At 66.3% G+C, this 19,346-nt stretch carries 21 protein-coding genes and 1 tRNA gene; 11 read left to right on the forward strand and 11 right to left on the reverse strand.

Features of this window, described 5'->3' with window-relative positions:
• Nucleotides 1-54: 54 nt before the first annotated feature.
• The 4 genes from QNO10_RS13110 to QNO10_RS13125 form a co-directional block, all read right to left on the reverse strand.
• Entirely contained in the window at nt 55-231 is a 177-nt protein-coding gene (locus QNO10_RS13110) for a hypothetical protein (RefSeq protein ID WP_284162242.1), read from the reverse strand.
• Nucleotides 232-436: 205 nt separating this feature from the next.
• Nucleotides 437-577, reverse strand: a complete 141-nt coding sequence (locus tag QNO10_RS13115) for a hypothetical protein (RefSeq protein ID WP_229946457.1) — start codon at nt 575-577, stop codon at nt 437-439.
• 75 nt (nt 578-652) lie between these two features.
• Nucleotides 653-940 (reverse strand): hypothetical protein, encoded by a 288-nt coding sequence (locus QNO10_RS13120; RefSeq protein WP_229946456.1) that lies wholly within the window; start codon nt 938-940, stop codon nt 653-655.
• Nucleotides 941-1,032: 92 nt separating this feature from the next.
• Nucleotides 1,033-1,105 (reverse strand) — tRNA-Ala (locus tag QNO10_RS13125).
• Nucleotides 1,106-1,337: 232 nt separating this feature from the next.
• Between QNO10_RS13125 and QNO10_RS13130 the strand changes: the two genes are divergently transcribed.
• Nucleotides 1,338-1,742, forward strand: coding sequence for a four-helix bundle copper-binding protein (locus QNO10_RS13130; RefSeq protein WP_229946454.1), 405 nt, complete (start codon nt 1,338-1,340; stop codon nt 1,740-1,742).
• Here the strand turns inward: QNO10_RS13130 and QNO10_RS13135 are convergent.
• Entirely contained in the window at nt 1,739-2,254 is a 516-nt protein-coding gene (locus tag QNO10_RS13135) for a mycothiol transferase (RefSeq protein WP_229946451.1), read from the reverse strand. The genes QNO10_RS13130 and QNO10_RS13135 overlap by 4 nt on opposite strands.
• A gap of 145 nt (nt 2,255-2,399) precedes the next feature.
• Here QNO10_RS13135 and QNO10_RS13140 point away from each other — a divergent pair, with 145 nt between their 5' ends.
• The 4 genes from QNO10_RS13140 to QNO10_RS13155 all read left to right on the forward strand — a co-directional run bounded on the left by QNO10_RS13140 (nt 2,400) and on the right by QNO10_RS13155 (nt 6,095).
• Nucleotides 2,400-2,621, forward strand: coding sequence for a hypothetical protein (locus QNO10_RS13140; protein ID WP_229946449.1), 222 nt, complete (start codon nt 2,400-2,402; stop codon nt 2,619-2,621).
• Between the two features lie 111 nt (nt 2,622-2,732).
• Complete coding sequence (locus QNO10_RS13145) at nt 2,733-4,670, forward strand: heavy metal translocating P-type ATPase (protein WP_229946448.1); 1,938 nt, start codon at nt 2,733-2,735, stop codon at nt 4,668-4,670.
• A gap of 25 nt (nt 4,671-4,695) precedes the next feature.
• A complete protein-coding gene (locus tag QNO10_RS13150; protein WP_229946447.1) occupies nt 4,696-5,691 on the forward strand; it encodes a magnesium and cobalt transport protein CorA in 996 nt (331 codons plus the stop codon).
• On the forward strand, nt 5,691-6,095 hold the full coding sequence (locus QNO10_RS13155) for an META domain-containing protein (RefSeq protein WP_229946671.1): 405 nt from the start codon (nt 5,691-5,693) through the stop codon (nt 6,093-6,095). The genes QNO10_RS13150 and QNO10_RS13155 overlap by 1 nt, the downstream gene beginning before the upstream one ends.
• Nucleotides 6,096-6,104: 9 nt before the next feature.
• Here the strand turns inward: QNO10_RS13155 and QNO10_RS13160 are convergent, their stop codons facing one another.
• On the reverse strand, nt 6,105-7,466 hold the full coding sequence (locus QNO10_RS13160) for an MFS transporter (protein WP_229946446.1): 1,362 nt from the start codon (nt 7,464-7,466) through the stop codon (nt 6,105-6,107).
• Nucleotides 7,467-7,632: 166 nt separating this feature from the next.
• Between QNO10_RS13160 and QNO10_RS13165 the strand changes: the two genes are divergently transcribed.
• Entirely contained in the window at nt 7,633-9,138 is a 1,506-nt protein-coding gene (locus QNO10_RS13165) for a DHA2 family efflux MFS transporter permease subunit (protein WP_283995856.1), read from the forward strand.
• A gap of 79 nt (nt 9,139-9,217) precedes the next feature.
• Here the strand turns inward: QNO10_RS13165 and QNO10_RS13170 are convergent, their stop codons facing one another.
• The gene (locus QNO10_RS13170; RefSeq protein ID WP_229946445.1) at nt 9,218-10,099 is read right to left on the reverse strand and encodes a manganese catalase; all 882 of its coding nucleotides are present in this window, start codon (nt 10,097-10,099) and stop codon (nt 9,218-9,220) included.
• Between the two features lie 198 nt (nt 10,100-10,297).
• Between QNO10_RS13170 and QNO10_RS13175 the strand changes: the two genes are divergently transcribed.
• Nucleotides 10,298-11,770, forward strand: a complete 1,473-nt coding sequence (locus QNO10_RS13175; protein WP_229946443.1) for a S10 family peptidase — start codon at nt 10,298-10,300, stop codon at nt 11,768-11,770.
• 3 nt (nt 11,771-11,773) lie between these two features.
• Here the strand turns inward: QNO10_RS13175 and QNO10_RS13180 are convergent, their stop codons facing one another.
• Both QNO10_RS13180 and QNO10_RS13185 read right to left on the reverse strand, forming a co-directional pair.
• The gene (locus tag QNO10_RS13180; protein ID WP_229946441.1) at nt 11,774-12,529 is read right to left on the reverse strand and encodes a class I SAM-dependent methyltransferase; all 756 of its coding nucleotides are present in this window, start codon (nt 12,527-12,529) and stop codon (nt 11,774-11,776) included.
• A 42-nt stretch (nt 12,530-12,571) separates the two neighbouring features.
• Nucleotides 12,572-13,072 carry a DUF456 domain-containing protein gene (locus QNO10_RS13185; protein WP_229946439.1) on the reverse strand — a complete coding sequence of 167 codons (501 nt, stop codon included), beginning with the start codon at nt 13,070-13,072 and terminating at the stop codon, nt 12,572-12,574.
• 296 nt (nt 13,073-13,368) lie between these two features.
• On the opposite strand from QNO10_RS13185, the gene QNO10_RS13190 reads away from it, so the two are divergent.
• Nucleotides 13,369-14,439 (forward strand): YrzE family protein, encoded by a 1,071-nt coding sequence (locus tag QNO10_RS13190; protein ID WP_229946437.1) that lies wholly within the window; start codon nt 13,369-13,371, stop codon nt 14,437-14,439.
• 537 nt (nt 14,440-14,976) lie between these two features.
• On the opposite strand, the gene QNO10_RS13195 is transcribed toward QNO10_RS13190, so the two are convergent.
• Nucleotides 14,977-15,885: an SDR family oxidoreductase gene (locus QNO10_RS13195; RefSeq protein ID WP_229946435.1), complete on the reverse strand. Its 909-nt coding sequence runs from the start codon at nt 15,883-15,885 to the stop codon at nt 14,977-14,979.
• 221 nt (nt 15,886-16,106) lie between these two features.
• Here QNO10_RS13195 and QNO10_RS13200 point away from each other — a divergent pair, with 221 nt between their 5' ends.
• Nucleotides 16,107-16,547, forward strand: coding sequence for a universal stress protein (locus tag QNO10_RS13200; protein WP_229946434.1), 441 nt, complete (start codon nt 16,107-16,109; stop codon nt 16,545-16,547).
• Between the two features lie 35 nt (nt 16,548-16,582).
• Here the strand turns inward: QNO10_RS13200 and QNO10_RS13205 are convergent, their stop codons facing one another.
• Entirely contained in the window at nt 16,583-18,106 is a 1,524-nt protein-coding gene (locus QNO10_RS13205; protein WP_229946433.1) for an MFS transporter, read from the reverse strand.
• 127 nt (nt 18,107-18,233) lie between these two features.
• On the opposite strand from QNO10_RS13205, the gene QNO10_RS13210 reads away from it, so the two are divergent.
• Nucleotides 18,234-18,800, forward strand: coding sequence for a TetR/AcrR family transcriptional regulator (locus QNO10_RS13210; protein WP_229946432.1), 567 nt, complete (start codon nt 18,234-18,236; stop codon nt 18,798-18,800).
• Nucleotides 18,801-18,870: 70 nt separating this feature from the next.
• Nucleotides 18,871-19,338 (forward strand): ribonuclease E activity regulator RraA, encoded by a 468-nt coding sequence (gene rraA, locus QNO10_RS13215; RefSeq protein ID WP_229946431.1) that lies wholly within the window; start codon nt 18,871-18,873, stop codon nt 19,336-19,338.
• The last annotated feature ends 8 nt before the right edge of the window (nt 19,339-19,346 follow it).

A 19,346-nucleotide genomic window follows, 5' to 3' on the forward strand; every position in this document is an offset into this window, starting at 1 on the left:
GTCCCCAGCCTTGCTGGTTGTCGGCGGCCGGCCCTTCCAGGCCGGCCGGGGCGGTCACAGCGCGCCGATACGGTCTTGGCTCTGCGCCTGGGCTGCTTTTTCCGCTTCTTCTTCGAGCTGGCGGCGCCAGCCGCGCGGCGGCGGCCACGGGATACCCCAAAGGGCAAGCTGCTGCTTGGTGAAACCACCTGCAGGTGTGCGTGCTGCTTCTATTTCTTCACGGGTCGGCATTGGCAAATCATGACATGCAACCGTGGGTATGTCACCGAATAAATCTGACATTTCTTAGTTGGTCTGGCCGGGTCATTGATGGTGCGCCAGCCAGCCCACCTAATTCCGCCAAAATCCGCGGATTCCCGCGGTTACAGGGACCGCCGGTACCGCTAAAAAATACTTATTAGATACTCCCGGTACCGCCAATTCCGGCAATTAGGAATTAGGGATGTGTGGTCACCATAAGCAATTGCCACCCTTCGGGGACCTGTTGCTGGAGCGCTTCGCGGGCCTCGAGGAATCCATCCCCTTCGGCTTCCAATTCACGGGTTTCGACGGGACGCATAATGCCGGTGACTTTCATGGTTCCAGCATAGGCATCCGGAACCGGACCCCTGTTCACCCGGGGCCGCGGAACACTCGGTACGCGGAAGAGTGGCTAGGCCAGGTTTGCCGGCTCGTTGTGGACCAGCTGATCCTGCACGACGGGATTTCCGGAAACGCTCAGCGAGGAAACTACGCGGTAAATGCCCCTGAGGAGCATCGAGACACCGGCGATGGCGACGGCCACGCCGAGATACAGGAACATCACACTGTTCCGCGTATCCGAATGAGCACCGGATGACATCAGAACATCCATGGCCGAAAAGAGGATAAAGAGGGCACCGAGGAACAGGATCGCGCCGCCCCAGGAGATGAGCGCCGCGCTCTGCTTGAAGTTGTTCACGGAGCAACTCTATCGCCCCCACCGGGCCCCCCGTCCCGGAGAGGCAAGGTCCGGACAAAGCAAAAACCCCCGGTTTCCCGGGGGTTTCCTTGTGGAGCTTAGGGGAATCGAACCCCTGACCTTTTCATTGCGAACGAAACGCTCTACCAACTGAGCTAAAGCCCCGGAACTGCACCGCGCGCCGTCGTACTCGGTCCGATACAAATCGAACTCGCTCGAACCACCGGCCCCGCTCGGTTACACCGATTCTAATCACCCTCTCCAGCCCGCACCAAACCCCTGGACACCTAGGAATGCCCCGGCACCCCCGTTACGGTCAAGGAACCGGCGCGGCCTGCCCGGGGAGAGCGGTCCTGCGAAGCACACCGGAACCCACACCGGAACCGAGGAGAAGGCGATGTCCCTGATCATCGAAATGCTCGAAAACCATCCCGCCGGAGCCCGCACTCCGGATCCCCGCCTTCTCGCCGAATGCCTGCGGGCCTGCGGTGACTGCGCCTCCGTCTGCAATTCCTGCGCGGATGCCTGTCTGGGTGAGGACATGGTGGGTGATCTGCTCAGCTGCATCCGCACCGATCTGGACTGCGCGGAGATCTGTGCAACCACGTCGGCGGTGCTGTCCCGGACAGGTACCACCGGTCCGGCCACCCCCAGCCTGCTGCACGCCTGCATTGCCGCGTGCGCTGCCTGTGCGGAGGAATGCCAGCAGCACGCGTCCATGCACCCGCACTGCCGGATCTGCGCGGAAGCCTGCCGCCGCTGCCTCAACGCCTGCCAGAAACTCCTGGCCTCCCTCGGTTAGGACCGCCCGGCCATCACCATGCCCCGGACATAGGCTGCCTGGCCCACGTGCTCCAGGCAGTCCGCCAAGGTGCTCACCAGCCGGACGCCCAGCGTCACCGGCGGATCCCAGGCCCGGTCCACAACCGCGTCCAGATCCTCCGCCGACAGCCCCGAGATGAAGGCCGCGGTTCGGGAGTGCACGTCGTCGTAGTAACCCAACAGTGTCTCCGCGGAGCGCACCTGGACCAGGGACACCTGCTCGGAGGTATGTCCGTAGCCGGTGTCCTCCACCGCCAGCGGCAGTCCCACCCGGTCCGCCCATCCGTCCGCGGTCCAGGCCTGTTCCTGACCGGCCACCTCGGCCACCTGGTGGTCCTCCACCCGGGCCAGGTGCCAGATCAGCCAGGAGATGGAGTTTCCGTCCGGGTAGGGACGGCGGTTCAAGGCAGCCGCATCAAGGTTGTTCACGGCACGCCGGACGGCGCCGGGCAGCCGCCCGAAGGCATCAACAAGGAGATCGCTCTGGTTCATGGCGGCAGGTTCCCTAGGGGTCGGCGGCACGGTTTCGTCATCCTTTCACGGTCCTCCGGGTCCCGGAAGGGGCATTTTTGGGCATCAACAGAAAAAGCGGGATGGGCCGGTTCCATTCGCCGCGTGCGGTTCTAAGATTGCTCGCATGAGCTGGACAGACGAGCGTCCTGCATGGCTTCCGCCCATCCCGTCACCACACCGCGGCCAGACCCGGATAGTTCTCGGAATGATCCTGGTCTGTTCCACTATGCTCGCCAGCCTCGTGGTCGCGGCGTTCGGCGCATTGTTGAGCATGTACGTCCTCTGGCCGCTCGCCGGCGGCCTGCTGCTGCTGATGTCCGGGCTGCTCAGCCGCCGCGGCGTGTAGTCCCGCCGGGACCGCCCGCGGATCGAGGCGGCCCTGCGCCCAAGGGCGGGGAAAATTTAGGTAAGGATTATCTTGCTGGAAAGTACTGCTCCGCAGGCTTAAAACGGAGGCATGTGGAGCGGAAGACTAGGGAGGATCCCGGAGGCGGTGCGCCGTTATCCGCTGGTGTTCGCCACGCTGCTGGCGGGTGTGGTGGTCCTTGCCCTGCTCACGGCCGGCGCCGGTACCGCCGCGGCCTGGACGGCAAGCCTGTACGCGGGTGCCGTGGCGCTGAAGACTGCCGCTGGAATGGTCCGGAATATCCGTGCCGGGAACTGGGGGCTGGACATCCTGGCGCTCATCGCGATCCTCAGCACCATCGCCGTCGGCGAATATCTGGCCGCGCTGATCATCGTGCTAATGCTCTCCGGCGGCGAGGCACTGGAGGATTATGCCGCCGGCCGTGCCCGCAGCGAGCTTGATGCGCTGCTGGACCGCGCACCCCAGCTGGCCCACCGGCTGGCGGCGGACGCCGTCGTCGACGTTGCCGCCACCGATGTCGGGCCCGGTGACGTCCTGCTGGTCCGGCCCGCCGAGCTGGTGCCCGTGGACGGCATCCTGCTGGATCCGGCCGCAGAGTTCGACGAATCCTCGCTCACGGGGGAATCCCTGCCCGCCCTGCGCACCGCCGGGGAGGCGGTGCTCAGCGGGTCGGTCAACGGCACCGCCGCCGTCCGCATCCGCGCCACGGCGACGACGGCGGACAGCCAGTACCAGCGGATCGTCGCCCTGGTGCAGGAGGCCGCGGCGTCGCGGGCACCCCTGGTGCGGCTGGCCGACCGGTATGCGCTGCCGTTTACCGGGCTCACCCTGCTGATTGCCGGCGCTGCCTGGCTGGCCAGCGGCGATCCCGTCCGGTTCGCGGAAGTACTGGTCCTGGCCACGCCCTGCCCGCTGCTGATCGCTGCCCCCGTGGCCTTTATGGGCGGAATGAGCCGGGCGGCCCGGCACGGCATCATCGTCAAGGGCGGCGCAACCCTGGAACAGCTTGCCCGGATCCGCACCGCGGCCTTCGACAAGACCGGCACATTGACCGCCGGCCGGCCGAAACTGGTGGCAGTGCATCCGCAGCCGCCGTTCACGGCGGATGAGCTGCTGTCCCTCGCCGCATCCGCGGAGCAGTATTCCTCCCATGTGCTGGCCGCCGCGGTCCAGTCGGCGGCCACCGCCCGGGGGCTGGCCTTGCTGCCGGCGGACTACGCCTCGGAGGCGGCGACCAACGGGGTGGAAGCGCTGATCGGCGGCCGCAGGATCCGCGTGGGCAAGCAGCGGTTCATTGTCGGCACCGGCGCCCACCCGGCCGAACAGTCCCTGCAGCCCGGCGAGCTGGCCGTCTATGTCGGGGTGGAAGGCGTCTTCGCCGGCACCCTGGTGCTCAGCGACACCGTGCGCCCCAATGCCGCGGCCACACTGACGGACCTGCAGCGCCTGGGCGTCCGGTCCACGGTCATGCTTACCGGTGATGCGGCCGCAACTGCGCACAGCGTTGCCCAGGGACTGGGCATTACGCAGGTCTCCGCCGGACTGCTGCCGGCGGATAAGGTCCGGGCCGTTGCCGCCCTGCCCGGCCGTCCGGTCCTGATGGTGGGCGACGGCGTCAATGACGCGCCCGTGCTGGCGGCGGCCGACGTCGGCATCGCCATGGGTGCCAGGGGTTCCACGGCGGCGGGTGAGTCCGCCGACGCGGTGATTGTTGCCGACGACCTCTCCCGGGTGGCCGTCGCCGTCGCCATCGGCCAGCGCACGCGGCGGGTGGCGCTGCAGAGCATCCAGCTCGGCATCGCGCTGAGCGTGGTCCTGATGCTGGTCGCGGCCTTCGGGTACATTCCGGCCGTCCTCGGCGCCATGACCCAGGAATTGGTGGATTTGGCCGCCATCCTCAATGCCCTGCGTGCACTGCACGGACCTCGGCACCGTGGCGCCCGGAGTGCCGGGCGGCACGGGGATCGGCGGGAAGGGGATAATGGTCAGTGGCCGGCGCCGGTGCCCGGCCTCTCACGTTCTATTTAGACGCTTTAGACGCTAGGGGATGTCCATGACGTTGGTCGACAATGCGGTGTACGTGGACGGCAAGCGCCACCATGATCCGGACAGCCTCGATGAAACCTTTGAACTCACCCGCAGCTCCGGCGGCATGGCCTGGATTGGCCTGTACCGTCCGGACGAGGTGGAACTGCTGGCCGTGGCCGAGGAATTCGGCCTGAACCTGCTTATTGTCGAGGACGCCCTCGCCGGCCACCAGCGCTCGAAGCTTGAGCAGTACGGTGAGCAGCTCTTCCTGGTCCTCCGCCCCGCCCGCTACCTGGACGACGTCGAACGCGTGGAGTTCGGGGAGCTGCACCTGTTTGTGGGTCCCAACTTCGTGGTGACCGTGCGCCATGCCGAATCCCCGGACCTGACCCGGGTCCGCAAACGGCTGGAACAGGAACCGGATCTGCTGGCACTCGGCCCGCAGGCGGTGCTCTACGCCGTGCTGGACCAGGTGGTGGATGAATACGCTCCCGTGGCCGCCGGGCTGGAAAACGACATTGACGAGATTGAGGACCAGCTGTTCAGCGGAGACGCCGAGGTGTCCCGCCGCATCTACGAACTCTCCCGCGAGGTCATCCAGTTCCACCGTGCCATCAGTCCGCTGGAAAACGTGGTGGGCGAACTGCGCCAGAATGCGGACCAGTACGGCATCCCGACGGACCTGCATGACAACCTCGGCGACGTGATGGACCACGTGCTGCGCCTGATCGACCGGGTGAACGCCTACCGCGCCATCCTGGACAACGCCCTCACCCTCTCCTCAACGCTGGCGTCCAACCGTCTCGCGGAAACCAGCATTGAACAGAACGAACAGGTCAAACGCATCTCCTCCTGGGCGGCCATCCTCTTCGCGCCCACCCTGGTGGGCACCATTTACGGGATGAACTTTGAACATATGCCCGAACTGGCATGGGAATGGGGCTACCCGCTGGCCATCCTGGCGATGTTCGGGATGGGCGCCGTCCTATACGTGACCTTTAAGCGGAACAAGTGGCTCTGATGCGTCCGGCCCTGGTTCCGGTGCTGCTTCCGGCGCTGCTGGTGGTGCTGCTGCTGGGCGCGTGCGGGAACGACGCCGGTGCGTCCCCTGATCCCGGGGAAAGCGGCGACAGTCCGGCGGCCGATGTCACCGGCGCGTGGGGCGACGTCGAAAATCCCGACGCACCGTCCCTGGACTTCAGCCCCGACGGGCGGGTCAGCGGCACGGACGGCTGCAACCGGCTGATGGGGCACTGGAGCATCTCCGGCAACCGCGTCAGCCTCCGCGACATGGCCACCACCCTGATGGCCTGCCCGCCCGGAATGGACACCTGGCTCTCCGCGGGTGCCGCCGCCGACGTCGACGGCGGCACCCTGCGGATCTACGACCAGGCTGGCACCGAAATCGGCGTCCTGCACCGGTAAATCACTGCCTTAGTGCCGGGCACGCTGCTTGGGTGAGCCCTCCACATGCAGGTCCGTCCCCTTGGTTTCCTTCACCATGGTCACCGCTACGAGGGAGACCACGCAGAGCACCATGATGTAGATGCCGATGGACGGCGACCAGCCGGTCTCGTTCAGCAGGGCCTGGGCAATGGTCGGCGCGAACGCTCCGCCCAGGATGGCCCCCAGCGCGTACCCGATGGAGACCCCCGAGTACCGCACCCGGGCCGGGAACATCTCCGCGTACATGGCCGACTGCGGACCGTAGGACAGCCCCAGCCCGATGGTCAGGACAAAGATGGACACCGCGAACAGCACAATGTTGGTGGTGTCGATGAGCAGGAACATCGGGACCGCCCACAGGAACACCCAGGCATACCCGATCTGGAAGGTGCGTACCCGCCCGATTCGGTCGGAGAGGATGCCGCCGTAGAGCGTGAAGATCAGCCAGCCGAAGGAGCCCAGCGTGGTGGCCAGGAGCACCGACGGCCGGTCCATTCCCAGCCCGCCGGTCTCCGGTTTGCCGGTGGCGTAGGACGCGAAGAAGGCAATCACCAGGTACCCGGCCGCGTTGTTGGCGACGAAGATCAAGGCGCTGAGGATGACCTCGCGGCTGTTGTGCCGGAACAGCTGGCGCAGCGGCGCGGAGGATTCCTTCTTCCGTTCCTGGATCTCCTTGAAGATGGGGCTTTCGGCCACGGAACGGCGGATGAAGTAGCCGACGACGATGAGCACCACCGAGAGCAGGAACGGGATGCGCCAGCCCCAGGCCAGGAAGTCTTCCTCGCTCAGGCTGGTGCTCAGCACGTACATCACGAACGTCGCCAGGATCATGCCCACCGGCACGCCGATCTGCGGGTACGCGCCGAAGAGTCCGCGCTTATTCACGGGAGCGTGTTCCACCGACAGCAGCGCGGCTCCGCCCCATTCCCCGCCGGCTGAGAAGCCCTGCAGGATGCGCAGCACAATCAGCAGGATCGGTGCGGCAATCCCGATCTGCGTGTAGGTGGGCACCAGACCGATCAGGGCCGTGGAAATACCCATCATGACCAGCGTGAAGACCAGCATTTTCTTCCGGCCGATCCGGTCCCCCAGATGCCCGGCGACGACGGCGCCCAGTGGGCGGAAGAGGAAGCTGATGCCGATGGTCGCAAAGGAGACCACCTGCCCCAGCGGTCCGTCATTGATCGGCCCGAAATACAGGGTGGCCAGCACCAGGCCGGCTGCCTGGGCGTAGATGAAGAAGTCGTACCACTCGATGGTGGTGCCCACGAGGGTTCCAGCGAGGACTTTGCGTTCCTCCCGGCTCATTTGTCCGGAAGAAGGCACGGCGGATGCGGCGTTGGTACTCATCTAAAACTCCATTGTTTTGAGACGGATAGTGATTCGACGCGGATAGGGGATCATGCACCTGCACGGTGTAAAACTGGTTGCGGGCCATTAGCTCCCGCAGGCAATCCAACACTTCCGGATTGCACGCATCGTAACCATCTCCTCGACCGAACGGCAGCAACGCACCGTGAATAGCTCCAAGCCGGACATCAGACCCTGGCCAGCACTCTGGTCCCTGGTCATCGGGTTCTTCATGATCCTGGTGGATTCCACGATCGTAAACATCGCCACCCCGGCCATCATGGCGGACCTGGGTGCAGGGCTGGACCAGGTGATCTGGGTGATCAGCGCCTACCTGCTGGCCTACGCCGTGCCGCTGCTGATCACCGGCAGGCTGGGCGACCGGTTCGGTCCGCGCCGCGTCTACCTGATCGGTCTGGTGGTCTTTACCCTCTCCAGCCTCTGGTGCGGCTTCGCGGACAGCGTGGAAGCACTGATCCTGGCGCGCGTGGTGCAGGGCTTCGGCGCTGCGCTGATGACTCCGCAGACCATGTCCGTGATCACCCGCATCTTCCCGCCGAACAAGCGCGGCACTGCCCTGGGCCTGTGGGGCGCGACCGCCGGCGTCGCCACCCTGGTGGGACCCATCCTGGGCGGCGTCCTCGTGGACGCGCTCGGCTGGGAATGGATTTTCTTCATCAACGTGCCCGTCGGCGTCGTGGGCTTCATCCTCGCCTACCGTCTGGTGCCGAAGCTTGCCACGTCCGTGCACCGCTTCGACTATCTGGGCGTCCTGCTCAGCGCGGCGGGCATGTTCTGCCTGGTCTTCGGCATCCAGGAGGGCGAGAGCTACGACTGGGGAACCATCGCCGGTCCCATCTCTGTCTGGTCCCTGATCATTTCCGGCATTGTGCTCCTGGTGCTCTTTGTTGTGTGGCAGCGGTTCAACCGTGCCGAGCCGCTGCTGCCGCTGAAGCTTTTCCGGGACCGCAATTTCTCCCTGGCGAACATCTCCATCACGGGCATGGGCTTCGCCGTGACGGCCTTCTCCCTGCCCTTGATTCTCTTCGCGCAGAACGTCCGCGGGTTGAGCCCCACGCAGGCGGCCCTGCTGCTGGCCCCCATGGCGGTCCTGTCCGGGGTCCTGGCCCCGATTGCCGGCAAGACCGTGCAGCGGGGGAATCCCAAGTTCATTGCGGTGTTCGGGTTCGCGGCGATGGCCGCGTCCCTCATCTGGCTCGGCGCGCTTCTGAGCCCTGACGTGCCGTACTGGCAGCTTGTGCTTCCCATGCTCCTGATGGGCCTGGCGAACGCCTGCATCTGGCCCTCGGTTTCCCTGACGGCGACGCGGAACCTGGCGGCCGACGTCGCCGGCGCCGGTTCCGGTGTCTACAACACCACCCGGCAGTTCGGCGCGGTGATCGGCAGCAGCGCCATCGCGGCCATCATGCAGTCCCGGCTCGCGGCGCATCTGGGCGGCGGAGCGGCCGACGGCGGGACGGCGCCGGCCGCGGGCGCGTTCCCCGAAGCGCTCAAGGCGGGCTACTCCGGGGCGATGGGCCAGTCCCTGTACCTGCCCGCCGCGGTTATTCTCCTGGCCCTGCTGGCGTCGCTGTTCTACGCCAAGCCGGACCCGGAGCTGACCTCCGGCGGTGCCCGCGAAACGGCACGGAGCTCTGGCCCCCAGGCCTGACCTGCGCGCCCGGCCCGGACCCGGACATTAGGAAGCCGGGCGGAGCACCGCTCCGCCCGGCTTCTTTCGTGCAGCGCAGCTATTCCTTGTTCAGCTTGTCCTGCACTTTGCCCGCGGCCTTCTCCACGGGGTTGGGCACATCAGTGGTGCCGTAGAACCGTGCGTCCGGCCGGGTGGGCGGAGGCATCGGAGCTCGCGTGGTGGGCCCGTCGTGGTAGCTGAACTCGCCCTTGCCGTCCGGCGTCGGACCCTTGGCCCAGGAACCTTCCTTCGCATGCTCCCCGTCGGAGAAGTTCAGGTACTGGTAGGACACCTCGCGGTGTTCCTTGTTGAGCGGGAAGTTGCTGGGTACCGGGAGCTGTTCCATGTTCTCCGCCTGAAGTTCCAGGGCCGCGGTGGTCCACTGGTTCTGGTGCATGGTGTCCCGGGCCAGCAGGAACGCCAGCAGGTCCCGCACCCCGTGGTCATCGGTCATGTGGTAAAGCCGGGCGACGGCGAGGCGGCCCTGCATTTCAATGTTGGCGTTGGACGTAAAGTCCGCCAGCATGTTGCCGCTAGCCGTGATGTAGCCGCCGGTCCAGGGATTGCCGTTGCTGTCCACCGGGCGTGCACCGGCACCGGCCGCAATCGCGTGCTGCACGTCCATGCCGCCCACCACTGCTGCAACCGTGGGATCGTCCTGGACGGCGTCGCTGGTAATCCCCAGCGGGGCCTTTTCCAGCAGCTGCGCAATCATGACGGCCAGCATTTCCACGTGGCCCATCTCCTCCGCAGCAATGCCGTACAGGAGGTCCCGGTATTTGCCGGGGATGTGCGCATTCCAGGATTGGAATCCGTACTGCATGGCTACCGTGATTTCGCCGTACTGCCCGCCCAGGGCCTCCTGCAGCTTCCGGGCGAATACGGCATCCGGCTTATCCGGGGTCGCTTTGAACTGGAGTTCCTGTTTGTGGAAAAACATGCATTCCTCCGCACCTTATGGACCGGCATCGAAGTCGGCTTTCTCCGCTGTCGGGGCGCCGTGGCCGGTCACGGTGGTTCCAACGTAGACCCGTGCCGGTACCCACGGAAGAGTAGGCAGACCACTTGGCCGACACAGGCAGCAACCGCAGCGTTTTCCTCCCTCTTTTTCTCCAGCCGCACCGGTAGTGTCCTTGCCATGGTCTCCTCGGAACACACTGAAACTCCCGCACCCGGCCCGGAAACGGCTCCTGCCACGGACGTCACTGACGACTTCGCCGTCCGCCGGCACACGCTGCCGTCCGGCCTCGGTTACACCACCACCACCGGGCGGATGGTGTTCCGTAAGGAAGAGGTGAAGGACGGGAAGTCGGACGGCTTCCTGCCCAAGGCCGAGATTTTCCTGGTCGCCTACACCGCGGATGCTCCCGAGACCGGACCCAACCGCCGTCCCGTGGTCTTTGCCTTCAACGGCGGCCCGGGTTCCTCCTCGGTCTGGCTGCACATGGGTCTGCTGGGACCGCGGATGGTGGATTCCGGCGACGCCGGCGCGCTGACCCCTCCCCCGTTTGATCTGGTGGACAATCCGCAGACCCTGCTGCAGCACGCGGACCTGGTTCTGATCGATCCCGTGAACACCGGTTTCTCCCGCGTGGTGGACGGCAACGACGCCGCCGAGTTCCACGGGTTCGAGGAGGACCGGGACCTGGTGGCGGAGGTGATCCGGCTCTGGACCACGCGCAACAACCGCTGGCTGAGCCCGAAGTACCTGGTGGGCGAGTCCTACGGCACCCTGCGCGCCGTGGCCGTGGCCGGGAAACTTTTCGATGCCTACGGACTGGCGGTCAACGGCCTGGGGCTGATTTCCACGGTGCTGAACCTGGCCACCCTGGATTTCGCGCCCGGCCGGGACGCCCCCTACGCCCTGCACCTGCCGACCTATGCCGCCATCGCGCACTTCCACGGCCGCCTTCCGGGCCGGGAGCTGGCCGACGTCGTGCGCGGGGCCGAAGAGTTCGCAGCGCGGGAGTACGGGTACGCCCTGACCCAGGGTGCGCGGTTGAGCGCCCAGGAATTTGACGACGTCGTCGCCCGCCTGGCGGAGATCACCTCCCTGAGTGAGGGGTTCATCCGCCGCACCAACCTGCGCTGGGACTACTCGCAGTTCTCCGCGGAGCTGCTGCGCGGGGAGAACCTGGCGGTGGGGCGCATTGACGGGCGCTTTACCGCCCCCGCGGAGGACCCACAGGCTTCCATTAACTGGGATGATCCCAGCCTGGCGGCCATCAACGGGCCCTACTCCGCGGCCATCAACCACTATCTCCGTGCGGAACTGGGGTACGAGAACGACCTCCCGTACGAAATCCTCAGCGCCCGGGTCCAGCCGTGGAGCTACAAGTCCTTCGAGGGTGTGCCCGTGGATGTCACCGGAACACTGGAACGGCTGCTGGCGCACAACCCGGCGATGCGCGTGCATGTGGACTACGGCTACTACGACGGCGCCACGCCGCATTTCGCGGCGGAGTACGTCTGGGCGCACCTGCGGCTGACCGAGGAAGCACGGGCGCGGTTCACCCACCACTACTACGAGGCCGGACACATGATGTACGTGAACCCCGGCTGCCGCGCGGACCAGCTGCGGAACCTGGCGGGGTTTGTGACCGCGGGCTAGGGTTCAGCCCTCCGGCGGGCGGCGGAACAACGCGGTGAGCAGGAAGGATTCCCCAAACCACGGTGAGTCCGGTTCCTGGGCAGCCATGGGGCGGATCTCGATTTCCTCGAAGTCCGCAAAGACCCACCGCAGGTCGTCGGGACTGAAAGCGATTCCCGCTTCGAATGTCCCGTCCATGTAGAGCTGTTCGTCGGGAGCTTCCGACCCCATCCGGCCCCGGGCAAAACAGGCCAGCCCCAGATAGCCGCCGGGCGCGAGGGTGCGCTGCAGCAGTTGCAGGTAGCTGATGCGGCGGTGCGGGGGAAGGTGATGCAGGCAGCCTGAGTCGTAGACCAGTCCGTACGTTCCCGAAAGCGCCTCCGTCGGCAGGGCAAAGGCGTCGCCACAGGTAAATGACACCTCCAGCCGCCGGGCTGCGGCACGCTCCCGGCCCCATGCAACGGCCTCGGAGGAGAGGTCCACGGCATCCACCGTGTAACCGTTTTCCGCTAGGAAAAGGGCGTTGCGGCCGGGACCCGAACCGATGTCCAGTACCCTCGTCGGCGCGCACACTTCGTCGCTTACCCACCGCGCCAGATTCTCATCGGGTTTGTCGGCGAAGAACGGGACGGGCCGGGTCCGGTCTGCATAGAACCTGTTCCACCAGGTGCTGCCGGCGTCGTTGGTCCAGCGGACCGAATCACGGGCAAACAGCCCGTCCATCAGTCTCAGGAGATCATCAACGGACCGCAGGCTGCGGTAGATCGGCGGCTCGCTCATAACGCCAGACCCTACCCAAGCGGATCACCCGGGGGAACGGTGTTACCGGGTGGCGAAGTGCAGCCAGACGGCTCCGCCCCAGATGGCACTTGCGGTCAGGGCCAGTGCCAGTTCCGCCAGGATGCCGATGCCCATTGCCTTTAGTGTTGCCACGCTCGAGGACCACGCGGCGGGCAGGTCCCGCTTGCGGAGCCATTCACTGAGCAGCAGCCCGGCGGCGAACCCGATGAACAGGCCGACGGCGGGAATGGTGAACATACCGACAATGCCCAGGCCCACCCCGGCCACGATGGAGCGGGTGGGGATCTGCCGCTCCTTGAGCCGGCGTCCCGTGAGGAACGCACTGGACAGCATGCCGGCGATCAGGAGCACCGCCCCGATCCCGAAGGCCCACCAGCCGGCAGCGCTCTGAACCCCGAGTGCCCAGCCCAGCAGGGCAATGATGATCAGGATGCTGCCCGGAAGCACGGGCACCACAATGCCGGTCAGGCCCACAGCAATTACCAGGGCGGCGGCACTAGTTACAAGAAGGTCGGGATCCATTTCTCCAGTCTTTCATCAGCGGTTCTGCCCCGGGCGCATTTGCGGTCCGGGGTGGTTTCGGCCTGCCGGTTTGGGATCCTGCTGCCGGTTTGGGAAATCCCTCCGCTGCGCAGTGGCAGGGATTTCCCAAACTGGTCGGTTTTTCCCGAACGGTAGCGTTTACGCGATCCGCCGGCCCTGAATCCCGGGCGTGGCGTGTCACACACCCGGCGCGGCCGGGTGGAGTAAATACTAAGGATGCTTATATGGTGGCATCTTCAGCCCGATTCACCGGACGGAAAACAGGAGAGCAGTAAATGAGCACCGAACCAGGGAACACCGCAAACGCTTCCACACCCGGACGCGGCGCCTCCGACGGCGGCCCCTTCCGGGACCGCACCGAGCGGCCGGCACCCATCGACGACAGCCAGGCTGTTGCCGACGGACACCGGGACGAGAGCACCGCCACCCGGGCAATGGACACCGACGCCGCCACGGCTCCCGCTGCTCCGCTGCAGACTTCCGGCCGCCGATCGGGCAGCCACGCAGCCGAACCGGCAGCGGGCTACCCGGACGAAACCGCCCGGACCGCACCCGTCACCGATGCCGATGACACCCGGACCCGGGTCGCACCCGTCACCGGTTCCGCCGCTTCAGCCGGTTCCGCAGACCAGGACGGCACCGGCGAACACCGGGGCGCCACTTCGGTTTCCGCCGTGCGGGATCACCGCGACACGGACAGCGACGCCGACGTCGTGCGCGACCGCGATGACCGGGACGCCGTCCACACCCGCGAGGCATCCCTGCCGAACCGCGAGGCACTGCTTGCCCGGGAGAAGGAACGCTTCGGCGGCTTCAAGTTCGGTGCAGCGTTCTTCGGCTGGCTGACCGCTACGGGAATGGTTGTGCTGCTTTCGGCACTGGCTGCAGCGATCGGCGCAGCCGTGGGTCTTTCGGCTGAAACCAACCTCGGCGCGGCACTCGAATCCGCGGCTGCCAACCAGTCCGCCGGGATCATCGGTGCCATCATCATGCTGCTGGTCCTGCTGCTCTCCTACTTTGCCGGCGGATACGTTGCCGGCCGCATGGCCCGTTTCAACGGCGCCAAGCAGGGCGTGGCTGTCTGGCTGTGGGCACTGATTGCCGCCGCCGTCGTCATCATCCTGGGCCTGATCTTCGGTAACGACATCCGCAGCATCAGCCAGCTGAACTCCGTGGCACCGCTGCCGGAGGATCTGGAAGGCGTTGACGCCGGAACCTGGATCGCCGTTGCCGCAAGCCTGGTCGCCACCCTGCTGGGTGCCATCCTGGGCGGACTGGCCGGCATGCGCTACCACCGCCGCATCGACCGTGCAGACTTCCGCACGGAGGAGACCACCGTCCGCTAAGACGCGGATTTCGGTTTCAACGGCCGCTGCCCCGGTTTTCGGGTGCAGCGGCCGTTTTGCGTTCGGTGCCTGTTAGTGGCGCAGGGTTTCCGGCCGGTGGGGCGACTGAGGCTCCCGGCTAGAGGCGCGCCGCAGGATGTCCCAGCTCCTGGGACGGGTGGTACTGGTGAGACCCCATCCGCACCAACTGCACCACTTCGTGGGACCCTCTGCGGCTCCAGGCCCCGGGACCGCACGGTGTCCCAGCCGGTGGGACACCTGAGGCTGCTGATACCCCACCCGCACCAGCCGCACCACTTCGTGGGACCCTCTGCGCGCCAGGTCCCGGGGACCACACAGTGTCCCGGCCGCTGGGACCTGTAAGGCCGGTGATACCCCATCCGCACCAACTGCACCACTTCGTGGGATGCTGTGCGGCTCCAGGTCCCGGGACCACACCAGACCCGGAAACCCCGCAGCGTGCCCGCCTGAACACCGGCTTAAACACCTGAGGCCCCGCAGATGCGGGGCCTCAGGTGTAGCGGGAGCAAACCGCCGTTACGGCGAAGGGGTTCCGCCGTTGACGTTCAGGGTTTCGCCGATCACGTAGCTGGACTCCGGGGACGCCAGGAAGACGTAGGCGGGAGCCAGTTCGGTCGGCTGGCCGGCGCGGCCCAGCGGGGTGCTCTGGCCGAACTCGGGCAGGTCTTCCTTATTCTGCCCGTCGGTCGGCTGCAGCGGTGTCCAGAACGGCCCCGGCGCCACGGCGTTGACCCGGATGCCCTTGGGTGCCAGCTGCTGGCCCAGACCCTTGGTGAAGTTGTTGATGGCCGCCTTGGTGCTGGCGTAATCCAGCAGGTTCGGGGACGGCTCGTAGGCCTGGATCGAGGTGGTGTTGATGATGCTCGAGCCGGCCGGCAGATGCTTCAGGGCAGCCTTCGTGACCCGGAAGAACGAGTAGATATTGGTCTTGAAGGTGTGGTCCAGCTGCTCGTCGGAGAGATCTTCAAGGTTGTCCACGGCAATCTGCTTGCCGGCGTTGTTCACCAGGATGTCCAGCCCGCCCAGAGCGGATACGGCATCCTCGACCACCTGGCGGCAGTACTCGGGATCCTTCAGGTCACCGGGAAGCTTCACAAGCTTGCGGCCGGTCTTCTCGACCACCTCGGCAATGTGCTGGGCGTCCGGCTCCTCCTCGGGAAGGTAGGAGATGGCGACGTCGGCACCCTCACGGGCGAAGGCGATGGCCACTGCGGCACCGATGCCGGAGTCACCGCCGGTAATGAGCGCCTTGCGGCCCTCGAGACGGCCGGTCCCACGGTAGGTGTCCTCGCCATGGTCCACGTGCGGGGTCATTTCCTTGTCCAGGCCGGGCTCAGGCTGGTCCTGGATGGGCGGCGCGATGGACGGGTAGCGGTCCACGGGGTTCTGGAAGGTGTACTGGTCCGACTTGTTGCCGTTTGTCATAGAAGTTCCCACTTTCGGTAGGTCAGTCCATTCGGGCGGTCCGGCTAGGGCCACCCTAAAAGGCGGACGCTCACGCTAACGTAAGCATGCTTATCACCCTATGCCCGATGAGCGGTTCCGCTCAAGTCCGGGGTTCCACCACACAAATCGCCGCTGCTCTGGCCCTGCCTACTGCCGGGGGCGCAGACTGCTGCATATCCAACTGCTTGGAAGGGAACATCATGGCTGAGGGAACCCGGAAGCGGATTGTCGTTGGCGTGGACGGCTCGGAGGAGTCGCTGGAAGCGCTTCGTCTGGCCCGGCGGCTGGCGGACCTGCTGGACTGCCGCATTGACGCCATCACGGTGTGGGAGTTTCCGGCAATGCTGGCCACACCGTTTCCCACCACCGATTGGTCGCCCCGGGTGGAAGCCGAGCGGGGCCTGGCCGAGGCCGTGGAAGCGGCCTTCGAAGGTAAAGGCACTCCGGAGGGTCTCACCCAGTCAGCGGTGGCCGGCCAGGCCGCCGGGGTGCTGATGGAAGCCAGCCGCGGGGCGGAGATGCTGGTGGTGGGCAACCGTGGGCGCGGTGGGTTTGCCGGCCTGCTGCTTGGTTCTGTCAGCACCACTGTGGCGGCGCACGCCTACTGTCCGGTGCTCATTGCCCGTCCCCACCGGGACTAGGACCACCGGTGGACCGGGCCCCACCGGGACTAGGACTACCGGTGGGCCGGAACGCGGCGCAGCAGCACGGCTGCACCGGCGGCGGCCAGCACCATGGTGAGCATGCCGATCAGCGACGTGATGTTGACGCCGGAATCGAAGGCGGCCTGCGCGGAATGCAGCAGCGCCGATCCTGCCTCACCCGGCAGGCCGCGGGCCGCTTCCACCGCTCCGCCGAGGGTTTCCCCGGCCGCGGCGGTCTGTTCGGAACTCAGGCCGGCCGGAACCTCGACGCCGTTGCGGTAGGAAGCGGTCAGGATGCTGCCCAGCACGGCCGTCCCCAGCACGGAGCCGATCTCGTACGCGGTCTCGGAAATGGCCGAAGCGGATCCGGCGCGGGACGGCGGAACGCTGGCCAGGATCAGGTCGTTGGAAATGGTTTCCGCGGCACCCACGCCCACTCCCAGGAACAGGAACGCGATCACCAGTTCCAGCAGGGTCACTGATTCACCGGCAACAAAGACCAGGCCGTAGCCGGCGGCGTTGAACAGCAGGCCGGCCGCAACCACGATCGCCGGGCGGACACGCTTCACCAGGGGCACCACGGCCAGGCCGGCGATGACGGTCAGCACCAGGCCGGGCAGCATGGTCAGGCCGGCTTCGATCGGCGTCTGCCCCACCACCAGCTGCAGGTGCTGGGAGAGGAAGAAGATGAAGCCCACCATGGCGAACAGGCTCAGCAGGTTCGAGGCGATGGAGCCGCTGAAGACCGGGTTCTGGAACAGCCGGACATCGAGCATGGGCTTTTCGCGGGACAGCTGGCGGCGGACAAACAGGAAGCCGAGCACCAGGCCGACGGCGATGAACGGCAGGCCGGCCGCGGCGCCGTCGTGCGCAAATTCCTTGATGCCGTAGGTCACGGAGAGCATGGCACCCATGACTAGCACGACGCCGAGCCGGTCAACGGCGCCGGGGCTGGGGTCCTTGGACTCGGGCAGCAGGATGGGGGCGAAGATCAGCAGCGGCAGCAGCACCGGGATGGACAGCAGGAACACCGAGCCCCACCAGAAGTGCTCGAGCAGCACGCCGCCCACAATCGGGCCGAGGGCCGCGCCGCCGGAGAAACCGGCCGCCCAGATGGCAACGGCAAACCGGCGCTGGGACGGGTCGGTGAAGATATTGCGGATCAGGGACAGTGTGGCCGGCATCAGCATGGCACCGAATACAGCCATCAGGGCGCGGGCAACGATCAGCAGCGCCGCCGAGGGCGCGAACGCAGCCACCAGGGAGAAGACCCCGAAGCCCACACTGCCGATCATCAGCAGGCGCAGCCGGCCGATCCGGTCACCGAGGCTGCCCATCGGCACCAGCAGGCCGGCCAGGACCAGGGCATAGACATCCACAATCCACAGCAGTTCGACGCCGGTGGGCGCCAGAGCCTGCGACAGCGACGGGATGGCGAAGCTGAGGACGTTGTTATCGATGGAGACGAGCAGCACGGGCAGCATCAGGATGACGAGTCCCCACCATTCGCGCGTGCCTGCACGCGTAACTGCGGGATTTTCCTGGACCGCCAGCACAGCGACCTCCTTCTGGAACAACGTTAGGGATTCATCACGGGAAACATACGAATATCTACTGTACCGTCTAGACTGTACGGTGGCGAATCTGCGGCAGTTTCGTCCGCCGATGGCGTAGCGTGAAACCATGCCCAACTCTCGTCCCGCCCGGGACCGCATCCTCGACGCTTACGAGGACCTGCTTATTAACGAAGGCCCGCGAGGTGCCACCCTGGATGCCGTCGTCGCGCGCGCCGAGGTTTCCAAAGGCGGCCTGCTCTATCACTTCAAGAACAAGGAAGCGATGGCCAGCGCGCTGATCGAAAGGCTCCGGGAGCTGGCTGCCACCGATCTGCAGACCATGCGTGAGGACCCTGAAGGCCCGGCACGCTACCTCGTCCGCAGTTCCGTGTATGTGGGCAGCGAGCTGGACCGGGCGTTGATTGCCGTGGTGCGCCTTGCCCAGGCCTCGGATACAGCGGCATCGGACCTGCTGCAGGAGATCCACCGCAGCTGGTTCGACCTGGTCCAGCAGGAGATCGGCGATCCGGCCATTTCCCGGGCGGTTATGCTGCTCGCGGACGGGCTCTACTACAACGAGGGACTGCCCGGCGGCTGGCCGCAGGACACCCGGGACACCCGCTCCCGCTCGGTTCCCGAACTGCTCAACGTGGTGGACCTGCTCAAGTCCCACGCGCAGCAGGCGCGGGCGTAACCCGCCCCTTCCCGCGATTGCCCGGCGTGGCAGGGCGGACTCCGCATGTGGCATCTGGCACTCTAGGGGCATGGAAACAAGCACAGCTGACCTGTACGACGAGCGCGGAGACGACCTGGTCTCGGTGTCCCTGCAGTTCCAGGACCTGGGCGGGCACATCGGTTTCACCGGACCGGTCCGCACCGTCCGCTGTCTGGAGGACAACGGGCTGGTCAAGTCCCTGCTGAACTCCCCCGGGGAGGGCGCGGTGCTGGTGATCGACGGCGCCGGGTCGCTGAACACCGCATTGATGGGGGACATGATCGCGGCCGCCGCCGCGGAGAACGGCTGGGCCGGCGTCGTCATCAACGGCGCCATCCGCGACCGCGCCGCCGTCGCGAAGCTGCCGCTGGGGGTGAAGGCGCTGGGATCCAACCCGCGCAAGAGCGCCAAGAACTCTGTCGGCGAGGTGGATGTGCCCGTAGAGTTCGGCGGCGTCACCTTCCGTCCCGGCGCAGTGCTCTACGCCGACGAGGACGGGATCCTCGTCGAACCCTAGGAGTCCCA

The organism is Arthrobacter sp. zg-Y919, assembly GCF_030142045.1.
Taxonomy (GTDB): domain Bacteria; phylum Actinomycetota; class Actinomycetes; order Actinomycetales; family Micrococcaceae; genus Arthrobacter_B.

What these genes read in the sequence shown, in the direction of transcription:
- QNO10_RS13110 (WP_284162242.1), bottom strand. Translation starts at nt 231, where the DNA reads ATGCCGACCCGTGAAGAAATAGAAGCAGCACGCACACCTGCAGGTGGT.
- QNO10_RS13115 (WP_229946457.1), bottom strand. Translation starts at nt 577, where the DNA reads ATGAAAGTCACCGGCATTATGCGTCCCGTCGAAACCCGTGAATTGGAA.
- QNO10_RS13130 (WP_229946454.1), top strand. Translation starts at nt 1,338, where the DNA reads ATGTCCCTGATCATCGAAATGCTCGAAAACCATCCCGCCGGAGCCCGC.
- QNO10_RS13135 (WP_229946451.1), bottom strand. Translation starts at nt 2,254, where the DNA reads ATGAACCAGAGCGATCTCCTTGTTGATGCCTTCGGGCGGCTGCCCGGC.
- QNO10_RS13140 (WP_229946449.1), top strand. Translation starts at nt 2,400, where the DNA reads ATGAGCTGGACAGACGAGCGTCCTGCATGGCTTCCGCCCATCCCGTCA.
- QNO10_RS13145 (WP_229946448.1), top strand. Translation starts at nt 2,733, where the DNA reads ATGTGGAGCGGAAGACTAGGGAGGATCCCGGAGGCGGTGCGCCGTTAT.
- QNO10_RS13150 (WP_229946447.1), top strand. Translation starts at nt 4,696, where the DNA reads ATGACGTTGGTCGACAATGCGGTGTACGTGGACGGCAAGCGCCACCAT.
- QNO10_RS13155 (WP_229946671.1), top strand. Translation starts at nt 5,691, where the DNA reads ATGCGTCCGGCCCTGGTTCCGGTGCTGCTTCCGGCGCTGCTGGTGGTG.
- QNO10_RS13160 (WP_229946446.1), bottom strand. Translation starts at nt 7,466, where the DNA reads ATGAGTACCAACGCCGCATCCGCCGTGCCTTCTTCCGGACAAATGAGC.
- QNO10_RS13170 (WP_229946445.1), bottom strand. Translation starts at nt 10,099, where the DNA reads ATGTTTTTCCACAAACAGGAACTCCAGTTCAAAGCGACCCCGGATAAG.
- QNO10_RS13175 (WP_229946443.1), top strand. Translation starts at nt 10,298, where the DNA reads ATGGTCTCCTCGGAACACACTGAAACTCCCGCACCCGGCCCGGAAACG.
- QNO10_RS13180 (WP_229946441.1), bottom strand. Translation starts at nt 12,529, where the DNA reads ATGAGCGAGCCGCCGATCTACCGCAGCCTGCGGTCCGTTGATGATCTC.
- QNO10_RS13185 (WP_229946439.1), bottom strand. Translation starts at nt 13,072, where the DNA reads ATGGATCCCGACCTTCTTGTAACTAGTGCCGCCGCCCTGGTAATTGCT.
- QNO10_RS13190 (WP_229946437.1), top strand. Translation starts at nt 13,369, where the DNA reads ATGAGCACCGAACCAGGGAACACCGCAAACGCTTCCACACCCGGACGC.
- QNO10_RS13195 (WP_229946435.1), bottom strand. Translation starts at nt 15,885, where the DNA reads ATGACAAACGGCAACAAGTCGGACCAGTACACCTTCCAGAACCCCGTG.
- QNO10_RS13200 (WP_229946434.1), top strand. Translation starts at nt 16,107, where the DNA reads ATGGCTGAGGGAACCCGGAAGCGGATTGTCGTTGGCGTGGACGGCTCG.
- QNO10_RS13210 (WP_229946432.1), top strand. Translation starts at nt 18,234, where the DNA reads ATGCCCAACTCTCGTCCCGCCCGGGACCGCATCCTCGACGCTTACGAG.
- rraA (WP_229946431.1), top strand. Translation starts at nt 18,871, where the DNA reads ATGGAAACAAGCACAGCTGACCTGTACGACGAGCGCGGAGACGACCTG.